The 19,851-nt window shown below is 74.7% G+C and carries 21 protein-coding genes; 19 read left to right on the forward strand and 2 right to left on the reverse strand.

Going from position 1 to position 19,851, the window contains the following annotated elements; all coding sequences use genetic code 11:
* Nucleotides 1–5 precede the first annotated feature (5 nt).
* From D9C15_RS14915 to D9C15_RS15005, 19 genes are all read left to right on the forward strand, one after another.
* On the forward strand, nt 6–953 hold the full coding sequence (locus tag D9C15_RS14915) for a hydrogen peroxide-inducible genes activator (RefSeq protein WP_127998545.1): 948 nt from the start codon (nt 6–8) through the stop codon (nt 951–953).
* An 85-nt stretch (nt 954–1,038) separates the two neighbouring features.
* Nucleotides 1,039–1,539, forward strand: coding sequence for a Dps family protein (locus D9C15_RS14920; protein WP_127998547.1), 501 nt, complete (start codon nt 1,039–1,041; stop codon nt 1,537–1,539).
* 4 nt (nt 1,540–1,543) lie between these two features.
* A complete protein-coding gene (locus D9C15_RS14925) occupies nt 1,544–2,149 on the forward strand; it encodes a DJ-1/PfpI family protein (RefSeq protein WP_127998549.1) in 606 nt (201 codons plus the stop codon).
* Between the two features lie 123 nt (nt 2,150–2,272).
* Complete coding sequence (locus D9C15_RS14930) at nt 2,273–2,548, forward strand: phosphopantetheine-binding protein (protein WP_164886736.1); 276 nt, start codon at nt 2,273–2,275, stop codon at nt 2,546–2,548.
* A gap of 7 nt (nt 2,549–2,555) precedes the next feature.
* Nucleotides 2,556–3,200, forward strand: coding sequence for a COG4648 family protein (locus tag D9C15_RS14935; RefSeq protein WP_127998551.1), 645 nt, complete (start codon nt 2,556–2,558; stop codon nt 3,198–3,200).
* On the forward strand, nt 3,197–4,852 hold the full coding sequence (locus D9C15_RS14940) for an ApeI family dehydratase (protein ID WP_127998554.1): 1,656 nt from the start codon (nt 3,197–3,199) through the stop codon (nt 4,850–4,852). Before D9C15_RS14935 ends, D9C15_RS14940 begins: the two co-directional genes overlap by 4 nt.
* A gap of 14 nt (nt 4,853–4,866) precedes the next feature.
* Entirely contained in the window at nt 4,867–5,811 is a 945-nt protein-coding gene (locus D9C15_RS14945) for a lysophospholipid acyltransferase family protein (RefSeq protein ID WP_127998556.1), read from the forward strand.
* Entirely contained in the window at nt 5,801–6,385 is a 585-nt protein-coding gene (locus D9C15_RS14950) for a LolA-related protein (RefSeq protein WP_240668413.1), read from the forward strand. The genes D9C15_RS14945 and D9C15_RS14950 overlap by 11 nt, the downstream gene beginning before the upstream one ends.
* Nucleotides 6,382–8,730, forward strand: coding sequence for an MMPL family transporter (locus tag D9C15_RS14955; protein WP_127998560.1), 2,349 nt, complete (start codon nt 6,382–6,384; stop codon nt 8,728–8,730). Before D9C15_RS14950 ends, D9C15_RS14955 begins: the two co-directional genes overlap by 4 nt.
* Nucleotides 8,731–8,758: 28 nt before the next feature.
* Nucleotides 8,759–9,604, forward strand: a complete 846-nt coding sequence (locus D9C15_RS14960; protein ID WP_127998562.1) for a polysaccharide deacetylase family protein — start codon at nt 8,759–8,761, stop codon at nt 9,602–9,604.
* A complete protein-coding gene (locus D9C15_RS14965; RefSeq protein WP_127998564.1) occupies nt 9,601–10,380 on the forward strand; it encodes a class I SAM-dependent methyltransferase in 780 nt (259 codons plus the stop codon). The genes D9C15_RS14960 and D9C15_RS14965 overlap by 4 nt, the downstream gene beginning before the upstream one ends.
* The gene (locus tag D9C15_RS14970; protein WP_127998566.1) at nt 10,377–11,561 is read left to right on the forward strand and encodes a beta-ketoacyl-[acyl-carrier-protein] synthase family protein; all 1,185 of its coding nucleotides are present in this window, start codon (nt 10,377–10,379) and stop codon (nt 11,559–11,561) included. Before D9C15_RS14965 ends, D9C15_RS14970 begins: the two co-directional genes overlap by 4 nt.
* Complete coding sequence (locus tag D9C15_RS14975; protein ID WP_127998568.1) at nt 11,558–12,349, forward strand: beta-ketoacyl synthase chain length factor; 792 nt, start codon at nt 11,558–11,560, stop codon at nt 12,347–12,349. Before D9C15_RS14970 ends, D9C15_RS14975 begins: the two co-directional genes overlap by 4 nt.
* A complete protein-coding gene (locus D9C15_RS14980) occupies nt 12,346–12,801 on the forward strand; it encodes a hotdog family protein (protein WP_127998570.1) in 456 nt (151 codons plus the stop codon). Before D9C15_RS14975 ends, D9C15_RS14980 begins: the two co-directional genes overlap by 4 nt.
* A gap of 13 nt (nt 12,802–12,814) precedes the next feature.
* Nucleotides 12,815–13,549, forward strand: a complete 735-nt coding sequence (gene fabG / locus D9C15_RS14985; protein WP_127998572.1) for a 3-oxoacyl-ACP reductase FabG — start codon at nt 12,815–12,817, stop codon at nt 13,547–13,549.
* A 71-nt stretch (nt 13,550–13,620) separates the two neighbouring features.
* Nucleotides 13,621–14,154, forward strand: a complete 534-nt coding sequence (locus tag D9C15_RS14990) for a hypothetical protein (protein WP_205854801.1) — start codon at nt 13,621–13,623, stop codon at nt 14,152–14,154.
* 50 nt (nt 14,155–14,204) lie between these two features.
* Nucleotides 14,205–15,368 carry a beta-ketoacyl-ACP synthase gene (locus D9C15_RS14995; RefSeq protein WP_127998574.1) on the forward strand — a complete coding sequence of 388 codons (1,164 nt, stop codon included), beginning with the start codon at nt 14,205–14,207 and terminating at the stop codon, nt 15,366–15,368.
* Complete coding sequence (locus D9C15_RS15000; RefSeq protein ID WP_127998576.1) at nt 15,365–16,189, forward strand: beta-ketoacyl synthase chain length factor; 825 nt, start codon at nt 15,365–15,367, stop codon at nt 16,187–16,189. Before D9C15_RS14995 ends, D9C15_RS15000 begins: the two co-directional genes overlap by 4 nt.
* Nucleotides 16,190–16,223: 34 nt before the next feature.
* Nucleotides 16,224–17,864, forward strand: coding sequence for an NAD(P)/FAD-dependent oxidoreductase (locus D9C15_RS15005; RefSeq protein WP_127998579.1), 1,641 nt, complete (start codon nt 16,224–16,226; stop codon nt 17,862–17,864).
* A gap of 3 nt (nt 17,865–17,867) precedes the next feature.
* Here the strand turns inward: D9C15_RS15005 and D9C15_RS15010 are convergent, their stop codons facing one another.
* Nucleotides 17,868–19,067 (reverse strand): cation:proton antiporter, encoded by a 1,200-nt coding sequence (locus tag D9C15_RS15010; protein WP_127998580.1) that lies wholly within the window; start codon nt 19,065–19,067, stop codon nt 17,868–17,870.
* Nucleotides 19,064–19,849, reverse strand: coding sequence for a glycosyltransferase family 2 protein (locus D9C15_RS15015; protein ID WP_127998582.1), 786 nt, complete (start codon nt 19,847–19,849; stop codon nt 19,064–19,066). The genes D9C15_RS15010 and D9C15_RS15015 overlap by 4 nt, the downstream gene beginning before the upstream one ends.
* Nucleotides 19,850–19,851: the final 2 nt, after the last annotated feature.

The raw sequence follows: 19,851 nt of genomic DNA on the forward strand, positions 1-19,851 counted from the left end.
CAGCCATGACGCTCACCGAACTGCGCTACATCGTCGCGGTGGCCCGCGAGAAGCACTTCGGCCGTGCCGCCGAGGCGTGTTTCGTCTCCCAGCCGACCCTGAGCGTGGCGATCAAGAAGCTCGAGGAGGAGCTGGACGTCAAGATCTTCGAGCGCGGCGCCAGCGAGGTCAGCGTCACGCCGCTCGGCCAGGAGATCGTGCGCCAGGCGCAGTCCGTCATCGAGCAGGCCCAGGCGATCAAGGAGATCGCCAAGCGCGGCAAGGACCCGGTGTCCGGCCCGCTGCGCCTGGGCGTGATCTACACCATCGGGCCCTACCTGCTGCCCGACCTGGTGAAGCAGGCGATCGAGCGCGTGCCGCAGATGCCGCTGATCATCCAGGAGAACTTCACCGCCAAGCTGCTGGAGATGCTGCGCACCGGCGAGCTCGACGCGGCCATCATGGCCGAGCCCTTCCCGGACGCCGGCCTGGCGGTGGCGCCGCTGTACGACGAGCCCTTCCTCGCCGCCGTGCCGAGCCAGCACCCGCTGGCCAGGCGCAAGAGCCTCACGGCCGAGGAGCTGAAGAACGAGACCATGCTGCTGCTGGGCACCGGGCACTGCTTCCGCGACCATGTGCTCGAGGTCTGCCCGGAGTACGCGCGCTTCTCCAGCGACGCCGAGGGCATCCGCAAGAGCTTCGAGGGGTCGTCGCTGGAGACCATCAAGTACATGGTCGCCTCGGGCATGGGCGTGACCGTGGTGCCGCAGCTCTCGGTGCCCAAGGAGCCGCAGCCGCACGTCAAGTACGTCAAGTTCAGCGCGCCGGTGCCCACCCGCCGCGTCGTGCTGGTGTGGCGCCGCACCTTCACGCGCTACGAGGCGATCGCCGCGCTGCGCAATGCGATCTACGCCTGCCCGCTGGCCGGCGTCAGGCGCCTGACCGACGGTGCAGGCGGCCGGCCGGCCGCCTGACGCCGCGAGAGAACCCACCCCGCCCGCCGGCGGCGACACTTCGCTACAGTGTCGGGTCGTCCCCACCTTCCGATCAGGAGCCTCGATGGCGAAGAAGAGCAAGAGCGCCGGCCCGGCGATCGACATCGGCATCGGCGACAAGGACCGCGCGGCGATCGCCGCCGGCCTGTCGCGCCTGCTGGCCGATACCTACACGCTGTACCTGACGACCCACAACTTCCACTGGAACGTCACCGGGCCGATGTTCAACACGCTGCATGCGATGTTCATGGGCCAGTACACCGAGCTGTGGAACGCGGTCGACCCGATCGCCGAGCGCATCCGCGCGCTCGGGCATGCGGCACCCGGTTCGTACGCGCAGTTCGGCGCGCTGGCCTCGATCAAGGACGCGCCGGCCAAGCCGCCCAAGGCGCTGGAGATGGTCAGGATCCTGGTCGACGGCCACGAGGCGGTGGCACGCACCGCGCGCAGCGTGTTCCCGCTGGCCGCGGCAGCCGACGATCAGCCGACCGCCGACCTGCTGACCCAGCGCCTCGACGTGCACGAAAAGACGGCCTGGATGCTCCGGTCGCTGCTTGAAGATTGATCCGGTGAAGGTCGCGATCCTGACCTTCGACGGTTTCAACGAGCTCGACTCGTTCATCGCGCTCGGGCTGCTGAACCGCCTGGGCGCGCAGGGCTGGAAGGCCGAGATCACCAGCCCGACCTCGCACGTCACCTCGATGAACGGGGTGACGGTGCAGGCGCAGCGCCCGCTCGAGTTCGCCAGCGAGGCCGACGCGGTGATCTTCGGCAGCGGCATCTACACCCGCGCGATCGCCCAGAACAGCGCGCTGCTCGACCGCCTGCAGCTCGACCCGCTGCGCCAGCTGATCGCCGGGCAGTGCTCCGGCGTGCTGCTGATGGCCCGGCTCGGCCTGCTGGCCGACCTGCCGGCCTGCACCGACCTGACCAGCAAGCCCTGGGTCGTGGAGGCCGGCGTGCGGGTCGTCGATGCGCCGTTCCACGCCCGCGGGCCGATCGCCACCGCGGGCGGCTGCCTGGCCGCGCAGTACCTGGCCGCCTGGATGATGCTGCGCAAGGCCGGCGAGGAGGCCGCCGCCGCGGCGCTGCACTACGCCGCGCCGGTGGGCGAGAAGGGTCCCTACGTCGAGCGGCTGCTGGCCGCGGTGCGCCCCTTCGTCGACGTGACTTGAACCACGCCCGCGCGGCCGGGCCGTCGCGGGGGCGCCACTACAATCGCGCGTCGTCGGGCAGCACTGCCCCAGCATTACAGGGAGAGCCCCGTGACCTCGCCGCAACCCGTTTCCGCCGCCGCCGTGGCCCCTGTCGCCGACGCGGGCGGGCTCGAGCGCGAGCTGGCGGAACTGTTCGTCCGGGCGCTGAACCTCGAGACGGCCGCGGCCGACATCGACCCGACCGCGCCGCTGTTCGGCGACGGGCTGGGCCTGGACTCGATCGACATCCTCGAAGTCGCCCTCGAGATCTCGCAGCGCTACGGCTTCCAGCTGCGCTCGGAAGACGAGAACAACGAGGTCATCTTCAGCTCGCTGCGCAGCCTGGCGGCCCACGTCGCGCAGCACCGGACGAAGTAGGGGCCGGATGCCGATCTGGCGCCTGGCGGCAGCGCTGGCGGCCCTGGCGGCCTATGCGCTGCTGTGCCACGGCCTGATGGCGCATGCACCCGGCCATCCGCTGACCGTGGTCGCGCTGTTCGCGCCGCTGCTGGGGATGCTGGCGCTGGCCGGGCTGCAGGCCGGGCGGCACCTGCTGCTGCTGGCCGCCGTGCTGCTGGCGGGACTGCTGGCCGCCCTCACGCTGGCCGGCCGCAGCGGCGACATGAACCGCCTCTACGTGCTGCAGCATGCCGGCATGCATGCGGCGCTCGCCTGGCTGTTCGGCAACACGCTGCGCGAGGGCCAGACGCCGCTGATCACCGCGCTGGCGCAGCGCATCCACCGCGAGTTCACGCCCGCGATGCGCGCCTACACGCGCCGGCTCACCGCGCTGTGGGCGGCCTACTTCGTGGCGATGATCCTGCTCTCGCTGGCCCTCTACGTGCTCGCGCCCTGGCCGTGGTGGTCGCTGTTCGGCAACCTGCTGACGCCGCTGGCCGCCGGCAGCTTCTTCGTCGGCGAGCACCTGCTGCGGCGCTGGCGCCACCCCGAATTCGAGCGCGCCTCGCTGGTGCAGGCGGTGCGGGCCTACCGCGAACTCGGCGCCACGCGCGCGCCCGGGGGCCGATGAGCGCCGCGCTGCCGCTGCTCGCACCGCGCGACCTGGACGCGCCGCTCGCCTGGTGCGCCGGCGTGCCGGTCAGCGCCGCGCAGTTCATCGCCGAGGCGCAATGGCTGGCCGAGCGCCTGCCGCCCGGTGCACGCCCGGTCAACCTGTGCCGCGACCGCTACCTGTTCGCCCTCGGCCTGGCCGCCGCGCTGCTGCGCGGGCAGACCAGCCTGATGCCGCCCAATGCGCTGCCCGAGACACTGCAGCAGCTCGGCAGCGACGGCCGGATCGTCGTGTTGCACGACGATCCGGCCGAGGACGCGGCCGGCCTGCCGGCACTCGCTGTCGCCCGGCCGGCCGGCCTGGCCCCGGCGCGCACGGTGCCGCTGCTGAGCGCGGACCTCGAGGCCGTCTGCCTGCTCACCTCGGGCTCGACCGGACCGCCGCAGCCGCATGTCAAGCGCTGGGGCCCGCTGGTGGCCAACATCGGCGCCGAGGCGCAGCGCCTGGCCGAGCTGCTCGGGCGCGACTCGATCGCCGGGCTGAACGTGCTGGCCACCGTGCCGGCGCAGCACAGCTACGGCTTCGAGTCGAGCGTGCTGCTGGCGCTGCTGGGCGGCGCCGCCTTCGACGCCGGGCGGCCGTTCTACCCGGCCGACATTGCCGCCGGGCTGGCGCGCCTGCCGGCGCCGCGAGCGCTGGTCACCACGCCGTTCCACCTGAAGGCGCTGCTGCTGGCCGGGGTGGCGCTGCCGCCGGCCGCGCTCGTGCTCTCGGCCACCGCGCCGCTGTCGCCGCAGCTGGCCGCGCAGGCCGAGCAGGCGCTCGACGCGCGCCTGGTGGAGATCTACGGCTGCACCGAGGCCGGCCAGGTGGCGGCGCGCCGCACCACCGACGGCCCGACCTGGACCACGCTGGGTGCGCTGCACCTGTGGCGCGAGGGCGAGGGCGAGGACGAGCGTTTCCTGGTGGCCGGCGGCCACGTCACCGAGCCGACCCCGCTGGCCGACGTGCTCGAGCTGCAGGACGAGCGGCACTTCCGCCTGCTCGGGCGCGCCAACGACCTGATCCACGTGGCCGGCAAGCGCAGCTCGCTGGCGCACCTGAACTTCCACCTCAACCGCATCGAGGGGGTGGACGACGGCGCGTTCTGGATGCCCCCCGAGCAGGCCGACGGCGTGACGCGGCCGGTGGCCTTCGTCGTCGCGCCCGCGCTGAGCGAGGCGCAGGTGATCCAGGCACTGCGCGAGCGGCTCGAACCGGCCTTCGTGCCGCGCCGCGTGATCCATGTCGACGCGCTGCCGCGCGAGGCCACCGGCAAGCTCGGCGCGCGCACGCTCGAGGAGTTCGCCCGCGCCCAGCTCGACGGCGAGACACGCTTCGAGGTGCCGGCCGACCACCCGGCATTCGAGGGCCACTTCCCGGGCCAGCCGGTGCTGCCCGGCGTGGCGCTGCTCGACCTGGTGCTGCAGGCGCTGGCCACGCGCCCGGCGCTGCAGGCGCGCGTGGGCGCCACGCCGAGCCTCGACGAGGTGAAGTTCCTCGCCCCGGTGGGCCCGGGCAGTGCGTTGCGGGTGCTGCTGCGCGAGCAGGGCGCGGCGCTCGCCTTCGAGGTGCGGCGCGGGCCGACCTGCGTGGCACGCGGCCGGCTGTCGGCGGGCACGGCGGCATGAAGCCGGCGGCAACCATGGCCGACGCGCCCGACTGGCACAGCGCCCCGGAGCGCAGCAACCAGGCCACGCTGCGCCTGATGGCCTGGATCGCGGTGCACCTGGGCCGCCGCGTGGCGCGATGGATCCTGCACCCGATCACGCTCTATTTCCTCTGCTTCGCCCCCGCCGCGCGGCGGCATTCGGCGCGTTACCTCGGCCGCGTGCTGGGCCGCCCGGCGCGCTGGCACGAGGTCTACCGGCACCTGCATGCCTTCGCCTCGGTGGTGCTGGACCGGGTCTGGTTCGTGCGCGGCCGCACCGACGTGTTCGACCTGCAGGTGCACGGCGGCGCGCTGGTCGATGCCACGCTGGCCGAGGGGCGCGGCGCCTTCCTGCTCGGCGCGCACCTGGGAAGCTTCGAGGCGCTGCACGCGGTCGGCGAATCCCGCCCGGGCATGCGCGTGGCGATGGTCATGTACCCCGACAACGCACGCCTGATCCAGGGCGTGCTGCAGGCGCTGGCGCCGCAGGCCCGGCTCGAGGTGATCGCCATCGGCCGGCCCGGATCGACGCTGGCGATCCGCGACTGGCTCGACGGCGGCGGCCTCGCCGGCCTGCTCGGCGACCGCTACCTCGACGCCCCGGGCGCCGCCGGCACGACCGCCGGACGCGACACCCTCGTGCGGCTGCCCTTCCTCGGCGTGCCCGCGCCCTTCGACGACGGCCCGTTGCGCCTGGCGCTGCTGCTGCGCCGGCGCGTCATCTTCATGGTCGCGCTGTACCGCGGCGGGCGTCGCTACGATGTGCGCTTCGAGACGCTGGCCGACTTCCGCGACCCGCCCGCCGACCCGGCCGCGCGCCAGCGCCTGGTGCACGAGGCGCAGCAGGCCTACGTCGCCCGGCTCGAGGCGCTGTGCCGCGAGGCGCCCACCAACTGGTTCAACTTCCATGACTTCTGGCGCGAGGACCATGCGGCCTGAGCGGCGCCGCCTGCTGGCCGCGCTGCTGCTGCTGCCCGCCGCGGCGCCGGCCGCGGCGTTCGACCTCGACGCCCTGATGGCGCTGCTGGCGCGGCGCAGCGGCGGCGAGGCGCGATTCACCGAGGAGCGTTTCGTCGCCGGGCTGGACGGCCCGCCGCTGCGCTCGCGCGGCACGCTCAGCTTCACCGCGCCGGACCGCTTCGCCCGCTACACCACCGAGCCGCGCGCCGAGTCGATGGAGGTGCAAGGCGACATCGCCGTGCTGCGGCGCGGCGGCCGCACGCGCCAGGTGGCGCTGGACGCGCTGCCCGAACTGGGCGCGCTGGCCGACGCGATGCGCGGCACGCTGACCGGCGACGCGCGCACGCTCCAGCGCCACTTCCAGCCCGGCGTCAGCGGCAGCGCGGACAAGTGGACGCTCGCGCTGCGCCCGCTCGACGCCGGGCTGGCCGCGCAGGTGCGTGTGCTCGAGATCGCCGGCAGCGGCGCGGACGTGCGCAGCGTCGAGATCCGGCTGGCCAACGGCGACCGCTCGCTGATGCTGGTCGACCCGCTGACGCCCGCGCCGCGATGACCGGCGCGCCGCTGAGCACGCGGCAGCGCGCCGCGCGCCTGCTGCTGTGGGCGGCGCTGGTGCTGGCCGCGCTGCTGCAGATCACCCGCACCAGCTTCACCGCCGACCTGAGCGCCTTCCTGCCGGAGGGCACCGAGCCGCGCCAGCGCGCGCTGATCGAGCAGCTGCGCAGCGGCGTGCCGGCGCGCACGCTGATGCTGGGCATCGAGGGCGGCGATGCGACGCAGCGCGCCGCCGCCTCGCGCCGGCTGGCCGCCGCGCTGCGCGCCAGCGGCCTGTTCGAGCAGGTGAGCAACGGCGAGAACGACGCCTGGTCCGAGGCCGGCCAGTGGCTGTTCGAGCGCCGTTACGCGCTCAGCCCGGCGGTCACGCCGGAGCGCTTCGGCGCCGCCGGCCTGCGCGACGCGATCGACGAGACGGTCTCGCTGCTCGGCACACCGGCCGGCGCGGCGGTGCGCCCGCTGCTCGACCGCGACCCCACCGGCGAGACGCTGCGCATCGCCGAGGGCCTGATCCCGGCGCGTGCGCCGCGCAGCGAGCAGGGCGTGTGGGTGGCGCGCCAGGGCGGGCGCGCGCTGCTGCTGGCGATCGTGCGCGCGCCCGGCGCGGACCTCGACGCCCAGGCGCTGGCGATCGAGCGCATCCGCCACGAGTTCGCGCCGCTGGCGCGCGAGGGGCTGACGCTGCTGCTCAGCGGCACGCCGCGCTTCGCGGTGGACAGCCGCGCCCAGATCGAGCGCGAGGTGCACTGGCTGGCCGCCGCCGGCACGCTGCTGATGGGCGCGCTGCTGGTGGTCGCCTTCGCCTCGCCGGCCGCGCTGCTGGTGGCGCTGATCCCGGTGGCCAGCGGCGTGCTGGCCGGGATCGCGGCGGTCAGCCTGGCCTTCGGGCAGGTGCACGGCGTGACGCTCGGCTTCGGCTCGACGCTGATCGGCGAGGCGGTCGACTACGCGATCTACTACCTGATCCAGACCCGCGGGCAGGGCGGCACCGGCTGGCGCCGCTGGCTCGCCAGCGGCTGGCCGACCGTGCGGCTCGGCCTGCTGACCTCCGTGTGCGGCTTCGCGGCGCTGCTGTTCTCCGGCTTCCCGGGCCTGGCCCAGCTCGGCGTGTTCTCGATCGCCGGGCTGCTCGGCGCGGCGCTGGCCACGCGGCTGGCGCTGCCCGCACTGATGCCCGACGGCGCGCGCGGCATGGGCGCACGCCGCCAGCTCGGCCGGGCGGCGCGTGCCGGCGTCGCCTGGCTGCCGCGCACGCGCTGGCTGTGGCCGGCGCTGGGGATGGCCGCGGCCGTGCTGCTGTGGCAGCGCCCCGGCCTGTGGGAGGCCGAACTGTCGTCGCTCAGCCCGATCCCGCCGCAGGAGCTGGCGCTCGAGGCCAGCCTGCGCGCCGAGCTGGCCAGCGGCGAGGGCGGTGGCCTGGTGGTGGTGCAGGGCGGCGACGCCGAAACGGTGCTGCAGCGCGCCGAGACCGCCGCCGCGCGCCTGGAAACGCTGGTCGACCGCCGCGTGCTGGCCGGCTTCGACAGCATCACGCGCGTGCTGCCCAGCGTCGCGACCCAGCGCGCCCGCCTGGCCAGCCTGCCCGAGCCGGCCGCGCTGCGCACCGCGCTGGCCGACGCCACGCGCGGCGGACCGCTGCGCGCCGAACGTCTCGAGCCCTTCGTCGCCGCCGTCGCCGCGGCGCGCCATGGCCTCCCGGAGACGCCGCAGAGCCTGCGCGGCACGCCGGTCGCGCCGCTGGTCGATGCGCTGCTGACCCAGGGCAGCGACGGCACCTGGACGGCGCTGCTGCCGCTGCAGCCGGTCGGCGCGGCACTCGACACCGCCGCGGTGCAGCAGGCACTCGCCGGCCTGCCGGACACGCAGCTGCTGGACATCGGCAGCGAATTGCGCCGCATGTACACGCTGTACCTGCACGAGGCCGGCGTGCAGGCGCTGCTCGGCGGGCTCGGCGTGCTGCTGCTGATCGCGGCGGCGCTGCGCGACCCGCGCCGCGTGCTGGCCACCTGCGAGCCGCTCGCGCTGGCGGTGCTGCTGACCGTCGGCGGCCTGGCCGCGCTCGGCCAGCCGCTGGGCATCCTGCACCTGGTCGGGCTGCTGCTGGTGGTGGCGGTGGGCTCCAACTACGCGCTGTTCTTCGACCTGCTGCGCGGCCGGCCGGCCGACGACGACACGCTCGCCTCGCTGGCACTGGCCAACCTGACCACGGTGCTGTCGTTCGCGCTGCTGGCGTTGTCGGACATCCCTGCGCTGTCGGCCATCGGCCGCGTGGTCGCGCCGGGCGCGCTGCTCGCGCTGCTGATCGCGGCGGCCTGCGCGCCGAAGCCGCCGGCGCGGCTGTGACAGAATTTTCCGCCGCCCCCCGTACCGCATGCCGACCACCGCCCCCGCCGCCCTGCCGCCGGCCCCGCACACGTGGCCCTGGCCGCCGCTGCTGCGCGGCAGCGCCTGGCTGCACGCCGCGGCCGCCGGCTCCACGCTGTGGGCGCCGGAGACGGGCCTGTGGGCGCTGGGGGGCCTGGCGGCCAACCACGCGCTGCTGACCGCCGCCGGGCTGTGGCCGCGCAGCAGCGTGCTGGGCCCGAACGTGACACGCCTGCCGGCGGCGGCCGGGCCGAGCGTGGCGCTGACCTTCGACGACGGGCCCGACCCGCACACCACGCCGGCGGTGCTGCGCTGGCTCGACGACGCCGGGGTGCGCGCCACCTTCTTCTGCATCGCCGAGCGGGCCCGCACGCAGGCCGCGCTGCTGCGCGAGATCGTCGCCGCCGGCCACAGCGTGCAGAACCACAGCCTGCGGCACCGGCACGACTTCTCGCTGCTCGGTCCGAAGGCCCTGGAGCGCGACATCGCCGCGGCGCAGGACCTGCTGGGCGAGCTCACCGGCGTGCGGCCGCACTGCTTCCGCGCGCCGGCCGGGCTGCGCAGCCCGCTGCTCGATCCGGTGCTGCACCGGCTCGGCCTGCACCTGGTGAGCTGGACGCGGCGTGGCTTCGACACCCGCGACCACGACCCGGCCCGGGTGCTGGCGCGGCTGGCGCGCCGGCTCGGCGCCGGCGACATCCTGCTGCTGCACGACGGCCACGCCAGGCGTGGTGCCGCCGGGCGGCCGGTGCTGCTGGACGTGCTGCCCGCCCTGCTGCAGCGCTGCCGCGACGCCGGACTGCGCCCCGCCACGCTGACCGAGGCGCTGCCACCGCGCCACGCGGCCGCATGAACGAAGGCACGCTCGCCGCCGGCACGCGCCCGGCCCGCGTGCCGGGCACCGACGCGGCCTGGCACGAACTGCTGCGCCGCGCCAGTGCGCCCTACCGCGGCGCCGGCCGCTTCGCCTGGCACTTCGCACGTGGCAAGCTCGGCCGCGACCCGGTGTTCCGCAGCCTGGTCGAACGCGGCGAGTGGGGACACGCGGCGCGGGTGGTCGACATCGGCTGCGGCCAGGGCCTGCTGGCCAGCCTGCTGCACGCCTGCGGCACCCTGCAGCAGGCCGGGCAATGGCCCGGCGGCTGGGCCGCACCGCCGGCGCTGCAGCAGTACACCGGCATCGAACTGATGCCGCGCGACGTGGCACGCGCCGAACGCGCGCTCGCGCCGCTGGCGCTGCCGGCGCGCTTCGTCGCCGCCGACATGCGCGCGGCCGCGCTGCCCGAATGCGACCTGGTGGTGATCCTGGACGTGCTGCACTACGTCGACCATGCCGACCAGGCGGCGTTGCTGGCCCGTGTGCGCGACGCACTGCAGCCGCACGGGCGGCTGCTGCTGCGCATCGGCGACCAGGCCCAGCGGCGCGGCTACACGATCAGCCAATGGGTCGACCACATCGTCACCGGCGTGCGCGGCCACCGCGTGCCGCCCACCTGGGGCCGCACGCGGGACGACTGGGTCGCGCTGCTCGGCTCACTCGGCTTCACCGTGCGCAGCGCGCCGATGAGCGCCGGCACGCCGTTCGCCAACGTGCTGCTGGTGGCCGACCTGCACGCCAGCCTGTCATGACCCCGCTGGGCGTCAGCGACTTCACGCTCGTCACCGCACTCGGCCACGGCCGCGCGGCGAACTGGGCCGCGCTGGCCGAGGGCCGCAGCGGGCTGGTGCGGGCCGAATTCGAGGGCACCACGCTGGGCAGCTGGCTCGGCGTGGTCGACGGCCTGGACACGCTCGACTGGCCGCAGGCGTTCGCCGCCTTCGACTGCCGCAACAACCGCCTCGCCGAACTCGGCCTGCGCAGCGACGGCTTCGCCGTACGGGCGACGCAGGCGGCGCAGCGCTGGGGCGCGGAGCGGGTCGGCGTGTTCCTCGGCACCAGCACCTCGGGCATCCTGCAGACCGAACGGGCCTACCGCCGGCGCGACCCGGCCAGCGGCGCGCTGCCGGCCGACCTGCACTACCCCGAGACGCACAACACCTACTCGGCGGCACGCTACCTGCGCACCCGGCTCGGCCTGCGCGGCCCGGCCTGGGTGGTGTCCACCGCCTGCTCGTCCAGCGCCAAGGTGTTTGCCGACGCGGCACGGTTGATCGGGCTGGGCGTCATCGACGCCGCGGTGGTCGGCGGCGTCGACAGCCTGTGCCTGACCACGCTGTGCGGCTTCCACTCGCTCGAACTCCTGTCCACCGACGTCTGCCGGCCCTGGGACGCGCAGCGTGCCGGGCTGTCGATCGGCGAGGCGGCCGCCTTCGCGCTGCTCGAGCGCGACGCCGCCGCGCCGCGGGCCCGGCTGCTGGGCGCCGGCGAGAGCAGCGACGGCCACCACATGAGCAGCCCGCACCCCGAGGGGGCCGGCGCCGTGCTCGCGATGCGTGCCGCGCTGGCCCAGGCCGGGCTCGCGCCCGAGGCCATCGACTACCTGAACCTGCACGGCACCGGCACGCCGAACAACGACGCCGCCGAGGACCGTGCGGTCGATGCCGTGTTCGGCCGCGCGCTGCCGTGCAGCAGCACCAAGGGCTACACCGGCCACACGCTCGGTGCGGCCGGTGGCGTCGAGGCGGCCGTCGCGATGCTGGCGCTCGAGCACGGCCTGGCGCCGGCCGGGCTGCACGTGCAAACGCCCGACCCGGCGCTGCACGTGAACTACCTGCGCGAGCCGCTGCGGCGCCCGCTCGCGACGGTGGCGAGCAACTCCTTCGGCTTCGGCGGCAGCAACGCCTGCCTGGTCTTCGGGGCAGTCCAGTGAGCCTGTCCTTCGGCCTGCTCGGCATCGGCCTGCTCGGACCGGGGCTGGACGACTGGGCCCAGGCGGCGCCGCTGCTGGCGCAACCTGCCGCCTGGGCCCCGCGGCCGACCGTCGTGCCGGCGCCGGCGCGGCTGCCGGCCACCGAGCGCCGGCGCGCCGGCCCGCTGGTCAAGGCCTCGGTCGCGCTGGCCGACCAGGCCTGCCAGGCCGCGGGGCGGGACCCGGCCGGCCTGCCCAGCGTGTTCACCTCGTCCACCGGCGAGCCGGGCAACTGCCATGCGCTGTGCGAGGCACTGGCCGCGCCCGAGCGGCTGGTGTCGCCGACCCGCTTCACCAACTCGGTCCACAACGCCGCGGGCGGCTACTGGCACATCGCCACCCGCTCGATGCAGGACTCCACCAGCCTGGGCGCCTTCGACGCCAGCTTCGCCGCCGGGCTGCTGGAGGCCGCCGCGATCTGCGCCGAACGCGGCACGCCGGTGCTGCTGGTGGCCTGCGACGTGCCCTACCCCGAGCCGCTGCACGCGGTGCGGCCGCTGCCCGACAGCTTCGGCGTGGCGCTGGTGCTCGGCCCGCCCCGCGCCGGCGCCGCACAGCTGACGCTCGGCGCCCTGTCGGACCAGCCGGCCACGCCCTGCGACACCGCGCCGCTCGAGGCGCTGCGCCGTGCGATTCCCGCGGCGCGTGCACTGCCGCTGCTGCAGGCGCTGGCGCGGCGCCATGCCGGGCTGCTGCAGCTCGACTGGCCGCCGGACCAGTCGATCGCCCTGGAGCTGGCCTTCCGATGAACGCGCCCGCCACGCTCGACCACGCCGGCATCGAGGCACGCGTCCCGCACCGCGGCCGGATGTGCCTGCTCGATGCGCTGGTCGCGTGGGACGCCGGCTCGATCCACTGCCTCGCACGCGGCCAGGGCGACCCGCGCCACCCGCTGCGCAGCCGGCTCGGCCTGGTGGCGCCCTGCGCCATCGAGTACGCCGCGCAGGCGATGGCGCTGCACGGGTCGCTCACCGCGCCGGCCGGCGGCGCGGCGCGGCCCGGCTTCCTGGCCAGCGCGCGCCAGGTGCGGCTGCACGTGGCGCGGCTGGACGACATCGCCGGCGCGCTGCACGTGCACGCCATGCTCGTGGCCGGCGACACGCGCCAGGCCCTGTACCGCTTCGAGCTGCGCAACGCGGACGGCCGGCCGCTGGTCGACGGCCGCGCCGCGGTGGTGTTCGACAGCCCCTTGCGCCCCTGACGCCCCTGATGCCATGAACGCACCCACTCCCAAGCGCGCGCTCGTCACCGGCGCCAGCGGCGCCCTCGGCAGCGCGATCGCGCGCCGGCTCGCCGCCGACGGCCTGCACGTGCTGCTGCACGCCCACTCGCGCCCGGCCGCGGTGCAGACGCTGGCCGGGGAGATCGCCGCGGCGGGCGGACGGGCCGAGTGCTGCGTGTTCGACCTCGGCAGCGACGCCGATACGCGCCGCGCCTGCGAGGCGATGCTGGCCGACGGGCCGGTGCAGGTGATCGTCAACAACGCCGGCATCCACGACGACGCGGTGTTCCCGGGCATGCGCGCCGAGCAGTGGTACCGTGTCATCGACCTGTCGCTGCACGGCTTCTTCCGCGTCACGCAGCCGCTGCTGCTGCCGATGCTGCGCACGCGCTGGGGGCGCATCGTCAACGTGTCCTCGGTGGCGGCGCTGGCGGGCAATCGCGGGCAGGTGAACTACGCCGCGGCCAAGGGCGCGCTGAACAGCGCCACCAAGGCGCTCTCGCTCGAGGTGGCCAGCCGCGGCGTGACCGTCAACGCGGTGGCGCCGGGCATCATCGCCTCGCCGATGGCGGATTCGGTGTTCGACGCCGAGGCCGTCAAGCGCCTCGTTCCGGTGCAGCGTGCCGGCACGCCGGAGGAAGTGGCCGCGCTGGTGGGCTTCCTGGCCAGCCCGGCCGCGGGCTACCTCACCGGCCAGGTGATCGCCATCGACGGCGGGATGTACTAACGCTCAGGTCGCGCGTTAGCATTCCCGTGCGGGCCATCCGCCCCGCGCCCCGACAACCCTGGGAGGGAACCATGCACCGAATCACCCGCCGGCTCGCCGCCGGCTGCGCCGCGGCCGGCACCTTCGCGCTGCTCGCCGGCTGCGTCACCATGCCGGGCCAGTCGTCGTCCGGCTCGGATGCCAAGCCGGCCGCCGCCCCCGCCCCTGCACCGGCCACGTCGAAGGTGCCGCCGGGCATGAACGAACGCGGCGAGGTGGTCGATTCGAGCAAGGTCGAATCCGGCTCGGGCCAGAAGGTCAAGGGCATCAACGACTGGGAAGGCGAGATCACCGGCAAGCCCGCGCCGGGCTCGAAGTTCCCGCGCCTGCAGATCGGCATGAGCATGAAGCAGGCGACCGACATCGCCGGCCAGCCCACCGACCAGGGCGCCTACATGACCGGCAAGGCCTGGATCCCGTTCTTCTTCGGCTCCGACCGCTACCGCCACGAGCTGGTGTACAAGGGCATGGGCCGCCTGATCTTCGCCGGGCCGGGCGGCATGGACGTCAACAGCGGCCACCTCATCTGGATCATCCACAACGCCAACGAACCGGGCTACCGCTGAGCCCGCCGCGACCGGCGCCGATCGCGCCGGTCGCGATCACCGCCTAGACGCTGCTCGGTGCCGCCGGTGCCGGCCAGGCGGCGTTGCGCGACGCCGTGGCGGCGCAGGCCAGCGGCCTGCGGCCCCACCGCGATGCCGCGCTGCCGCTGGAGTGCTGGACCGGCCGCCTCGACACGCTGGATGACGCGGCCCTGCCGGCCGCGCTGGCCGAGTGGGACTGCCGCGCCACGCGGCTGGCCTGGCAGGCGCTGCAGCTCGACGGCTTCATCGGCGCCGTGCAGGCCGCGGTGGCGCGCCACGGCGCCGCGCGGGTGGGGCTGGTGCTGGGCAGCGCGGCCTCGACCATCGGCGCCTCCGAGCAGGCCTACCGCACGCTCGCACCCGACGGCGGCTTCCCGGCACCGCTGCGCAGCCCGCGCCTGAACACGCCGCATGCGCTGGCGCTGTTCGTGCAGGCGCAGCTCGGGCTGGAGGGCCCCTGCCTGACGGTCTCGACGGCCTGCTCGTCCAGCGCCAAGGCCTTCGCCTGCGCCGAGCGCTGGCTGCGGCTCGAGCTCGCCGACGCGGTGGTGGTGGCCGGCGTCGACGCACTGTGCGGCAGCCTGCTGTACGGCTTCCGCGCGCTCGGGCTGGTGGCGAGCGAGCCGTGCCGGCCCTTCGACGCGCAGCGCCGGGGCATCAGCCTGGGCGAGGCGGCCGGCTTCGCGCTGCTGGCGCGCGGGCCGGGCGCGATGCAGCTGCTCGGCTACGGCGAATCGAACGACGCGCACCACATGTCCGGCCCGCACCCGCAGGGCCTGGGCGCCGAGGCCGCGCTGGACGACGCGCTGGCGCGGGCCGCGCTCGCGCCCGACGACATCGACTACCTGAACCTGCACGGCACCGCCACGCCGCAGAACGACGAGGTCGAGGCGGCGCTGGTGGCGCGGCGCTACCCGGCCACGGTGCACGCCAGCGCCACCAAGGGCCTGACCGGTCACACCATGGGCGCGGCCGGCCTGGTGGAGGCGGCGCTGTGCTGGACGGCGCTGGCGCACGGGCTGCGCTCGGGCAGCGCCTTCACGGCCGCGCCCGACCCGGCGCTCGGCGAACGCTTCGCGGCGCAGCTGCGGCTCGCGCCGGCCGAGGCGCCGACGCAGGTCGCGGCGAGCCATTCCTTCGGTTTCGGTGGCAGCAACGCGGTGCTGCTGTTCGGGCGCGGCGAGGCGGCATGAGCAGCCTCGCGCTCTACCTGGACGGCCTCGCGCTGTGGGCGCCGGCACTGCCGGGCTGGCAGGCGGCCCGCGAGGCGCTGCGCGGCGGCACGCTGCCGGCGCCTGCGGCACGACCGGCCGGTGCGCTGCTGGGCGCGAACGAACGGCGCCGCGCGCCCGAGTCGGTGCTGGTCGCGCTCGAGGTGGCGCAGGCCGCGGTGGCCGAGGCCGGCCTGGCGGCGGACGCGGTGCCCAGCGTGTTCAGCTCCACGCACGGCGACCTGGCAGTGGTCGACGCGCTGTGCCGCACGCTCGCCACGGACCCGCTGCTGCTCTCGCCGACGCGCTTCCACCACTCGGTGCACAACGCGGCCTCGGGTTACTGGGCGATCGCCAGCGGCTGCCGGCGCCCGAGCAGCGCCGTCGCCGAGTTCGGGCATGCGTTCGCGGCCGGCTGGCTGGAGGCCGCCACGCAATGCCTGGCCGACACGACACCGGTGCTGCTGGTGGGCGTGGACAGCGCGGCCTGCGGCCCGCTCGCCTCGGTCAACGGCAGCCGCGGCCTGCTCGGCGTGGCCCTGGTGCTCGCGCCGCAGCCCGGCCCGGCCTCGCGCTGGCGGGTCGAGGGCCGGCTGGTGCCCGAAGCGGCGCCCGCGCCGGCGCTGCGCTCGGCCGCCGCCGCGGCGCTGGCGGCCAACGCGATGGGCGACGCGCTGCCGCTGTTCGAGGCACTCGCGCGGGAACTGCCGGCGCGCCTCGCGCTGCCGCTCGGCCCGCGTCTGCACCTCGCGCTGGCGCTCGAACCTCGGGCCGCATCGGGGCTTTCGCCCGCTGGTGCATGATGCGGCCTCCCACGGATCCGGAAGGCCAGCAGTCATGACCGCCGAGAGCACGCACGACATCGTCATCATGGGGGGCGGCCTCGCGGGCCTGACGCTCGCGCTGCAGCTGCGCCGGCGCGACCCGGCGCTGGACGTGCTGGTGATCGAACGCCGCAGCCACCCGGTGCCGGTGGCCTGCCACAAGGTGGGCGAATCGAGCGTCGAGATCGGCGCGCATTACTTCGAGCAGGTGCTCGGCCTGAAGCAGCACCTCGACGACCAGCAGCTGCGCAAGTTCGGCTTCCGCTTCTTCTTCAGCGAGGGCGAGCGCGACATCGCGCGGGTCACCGAGCTGGGCGCGAGCCGGCCGCTGCCCACGCCGAGCTACCAGATCGACCGCGGCGTGTTCGAGAACTTCCTGGCCGAGGAATGCCGCCGCCAGGGCGTGGGCTTCGTCGACGGTGCGCTGATCCGCCAGCTCACGCTGGGCGAGGACGATGCGCCGCACGTGGTGGACTGGCAGCGCCCGGGCGCGCCGCTGCAGCGCAGCCGCGCCCGCTGGGTGATCGACGCCTGCGGCCGCGCCGGGCTGATCAAGCGCCAGCTCGGCCTGGCGCGCGAGAACGCCCACGGCTGCCATGCGGTGTGGTTCCGCATCCGCGAGCGCATCCGCATCGACGACTGGTCGGCCGATCCGGCCTGGCGCGCACGCTGCGTCACGCCCACGCGCTGGCTGTCGACCAACCACCTGGTCGGCGCGGGTTACTGGGTCTGGCTGATCCCGCTGTCCTCGGGCTCGCACTCGGTGGGCATCGTGGCCGACCCGCGCTTCCATCCGCTCGAGTCGATGAACACCTTCGACAAGGCGATGGACTGGCTGCGGCAGTACCAGCCGGCGCTGTACGCCGACCTGGAGGGCAAGCGCGACGCGCTGCAGGACTTCGCCTTCCTGCGCCGTTTCTCGTACGACTGCACGCAGGTGTTCTCGGCGCAGCGCTGGGCGCTGGCAGGCGAGGCGGGGCGCTTCCTCGACCCGTTCTACTCGCCGGGCAGCGACTTCATCGCGATCGGCAACACCTACATCACCGAACTCGTGATGCGCGACCGCGCGGGCCAGCCGCTGGCCGCGCACGTGCAGATCTACGAGCAGATCTTCCGCTCGTTCTACGACAGCACGCTGGCGCTCTACACCGACCAGTACGGCCTGTTCGGCGACCCCGAGGTGCTGCCGACCAAGGTGATCTGGGACTACACGTACTACTGGAGCGTGCTGGCGCCGCTGTTCTTCCAGCAGCGCCTGGGCGACCTGGCCACGCTGTCGCACCTGCGCGAGGTGCTGATGCAGTGCAAGCGCCTGAACGCCGCGGTGCAGGACTTCCTGCGCGCCTGGGGCGAGGCGAGCCCGCGGCGCAACCGGCCGGTGATGCTCGACCAGGCCTCCGCGCCCTGGTTCGTCGAGCTCAACCGCGGGCTGCGCGACCCGCTCGACGCCGAGGCCTTCCGCGCGCGCGTGCGCACGCTGGCCGGGCAGCTGCAGTCGCTGGCCGCGCAGATCGTGCAGCGCGCGACACGCGAGCACCCGCAGCTCGACGCGAGCGCGCTGCGCGCGCTGTTGCCGCCGCTCGCCGCCGACGGCCGCGCCGAGCCGCTGCTGTTCGCGCCGCCCGACGCCGCCGGCGCCACCGCGCCGGCCTGAGCCCTACTCCCGCGTCAGCACCGCCGGCGGCAGCCGCGCCAGGCGCGGCGTGGCCAGCGGGATGGTCAGCATGGTGCTGCCGATGGCCATCAGCAGCAGCGCGGTGAAGGTCGGGCTGGTGATCACCTGCCGGTCGAGCAGGATGTTGGCGAAGATGATCATGATCAGCGCCTTGGTCTGCAGCAGCCAGCCGATCAGGCTGGCCTCGCCCGGGGCCCAGCCGAGCAGCCGTCCCGCCAGGCGCAGCCCGATCAGCTTGCCCGCCACCGCCGCGAACAGCAGCAACCCGGCGACCAGGAACACCGCGGCCCCCCCGAGCGACCAGCTGGTGCGCAGCCCGGTGCTGAGGAAGAACACCGGCATCAGCGTCAGCAGCAGGAATTCGCGCAGCTGGTCCATGCGCGCCTGGTCGAACCAGTCGGCATCAAGCACCGCGCCGGCCAGGAAGGCGCCGACCATGAAGTGCAGCCCGGCCCAGTCGGCCGCGAGCGACACCAGCGCGAGCCAGATCAGGCCGACGAACCAGCGGTCGCGCTCGGGCAGGCGCGGCATCAGCGCACGGCAGGCGAGCGCCGCGAACGGGAAGCCGAGCATGAAGCCGGCCTGCCTGGACAGGCGCTCCCAGTCCATCAGGATCAGCGCCAGCACGCCCCAGATCGCGATGTCGTCCAGGCTCGCGTAGCGCAGGATGCGCTGGCCGATCGGGCGGCGCAGGATGGCCAGCTTCTCCATCAGCAGGATCAGGATCGGCAGCGCCGTCACCGCGCAGGACATGCCGACACCGAGCACGAACTGCCAGGGTCGCGCACCCGTGCCGATCCAGCCCGGCTGCGCGGCGAGCAGCAGCCCCGCGGCGGCCCCGAACAACAGCGGCACGCCCAGCGCCAGGCCGGCGGTGATGCCGCTCTCGACACGGTGCGCCCAGGCGCGTCGCAGATCGAGCTCGAGGCCGGCGACCCAGACGAACATCATCACCGCCCACCAGGCGATGCCGTTGAGCGCCTGGATCACGGCCGGCGTGAACACGGCGCGGTGCAGCTCCGGCCAGGCCGCGCCGGCCACGCCCGGCCCGAGCAGCACGCCGGCGATGATCTGCACCACCACCAGCGGCGCGACGTAGTCGGTGCGGCCGAGCCGCCACACCAGGTACGGCACGGCGAAGATGACGGTCATCGCGACAAGGAAGATCTCGGTGGTGTTCATCGGGCGTCGAAGGGCGGCTGTTTCGTCAGTCGGCGCCAGGCCAGCAGCGGCAGGCGCAGCACGAACTCGACCATCAGGCGGGTGTGCATCCAGGTGAGCAGCAGGTTGTCGCGCCCGTAGCGGAAGTGCGAGACGCCGCCTTCCGCGGCGCTGAGGTACTTCACCGGGGCGTCCAGGTTGATCGGGGCGATGCCGCGCCAGGCCAGGCGCACCGCGGCCTCGGGGTCGAAGTCGAAGCGGCGCATCCAGCGCTGGCCGCGCATCACCGCGGCCAGCGCCGCGATCGGGTAGACGCGGAAGCCGTACAGCGAATCGCCGATGCCGGCGCCGAGCGTCTCCAGGTTGGCCCACCAGTTCGAGACACGCCGGCCACGCACCCGCAGCAACGGCGCGCTGGCGTCGAACACCGGGCGGCCCAGCACCATCGCGCCGGGTCGCGCCGCCGAGGCCTGCATGAAGGCCGGGATCAGTGCCGCCGGGTGCTGGCCGTCGGCGTCCATCGTCAGCGCGTGGGTGAAGCCGGCGGCGGCCGCGAGTTCCAGCCCGTGCAGCACGGCCGCGCCCTTGCCCTGGTTGTGCGGCAGCACGTGCACCCGCAGGCCAGGGTCGGCCGCGGCCATCGCCTGCAGTCCGGCGGCCGTGCCGTCGTCGCTGCCGTCGACCACCACCCACACCGGCGTCCACTGCGCACGCGCTGCGCGCACCGTCTCGTAGACGGTCGCGCCGGTGTTGTAGCTCGGGATCAGCACGAGGTGCGTGGTCGAGGCGGCAGGAGCGATCACTG

Source organism: Piscinibacter defluvii (genome assembly GCF_004011805.1).
GTDB classification, from domain to species: Bacteria; Pseudomonadota; Gammaproteobacteria; order Burkholderiales; family Burkholderiaceae_C; genus Piscinibacter; species Piscinibacter defluvii.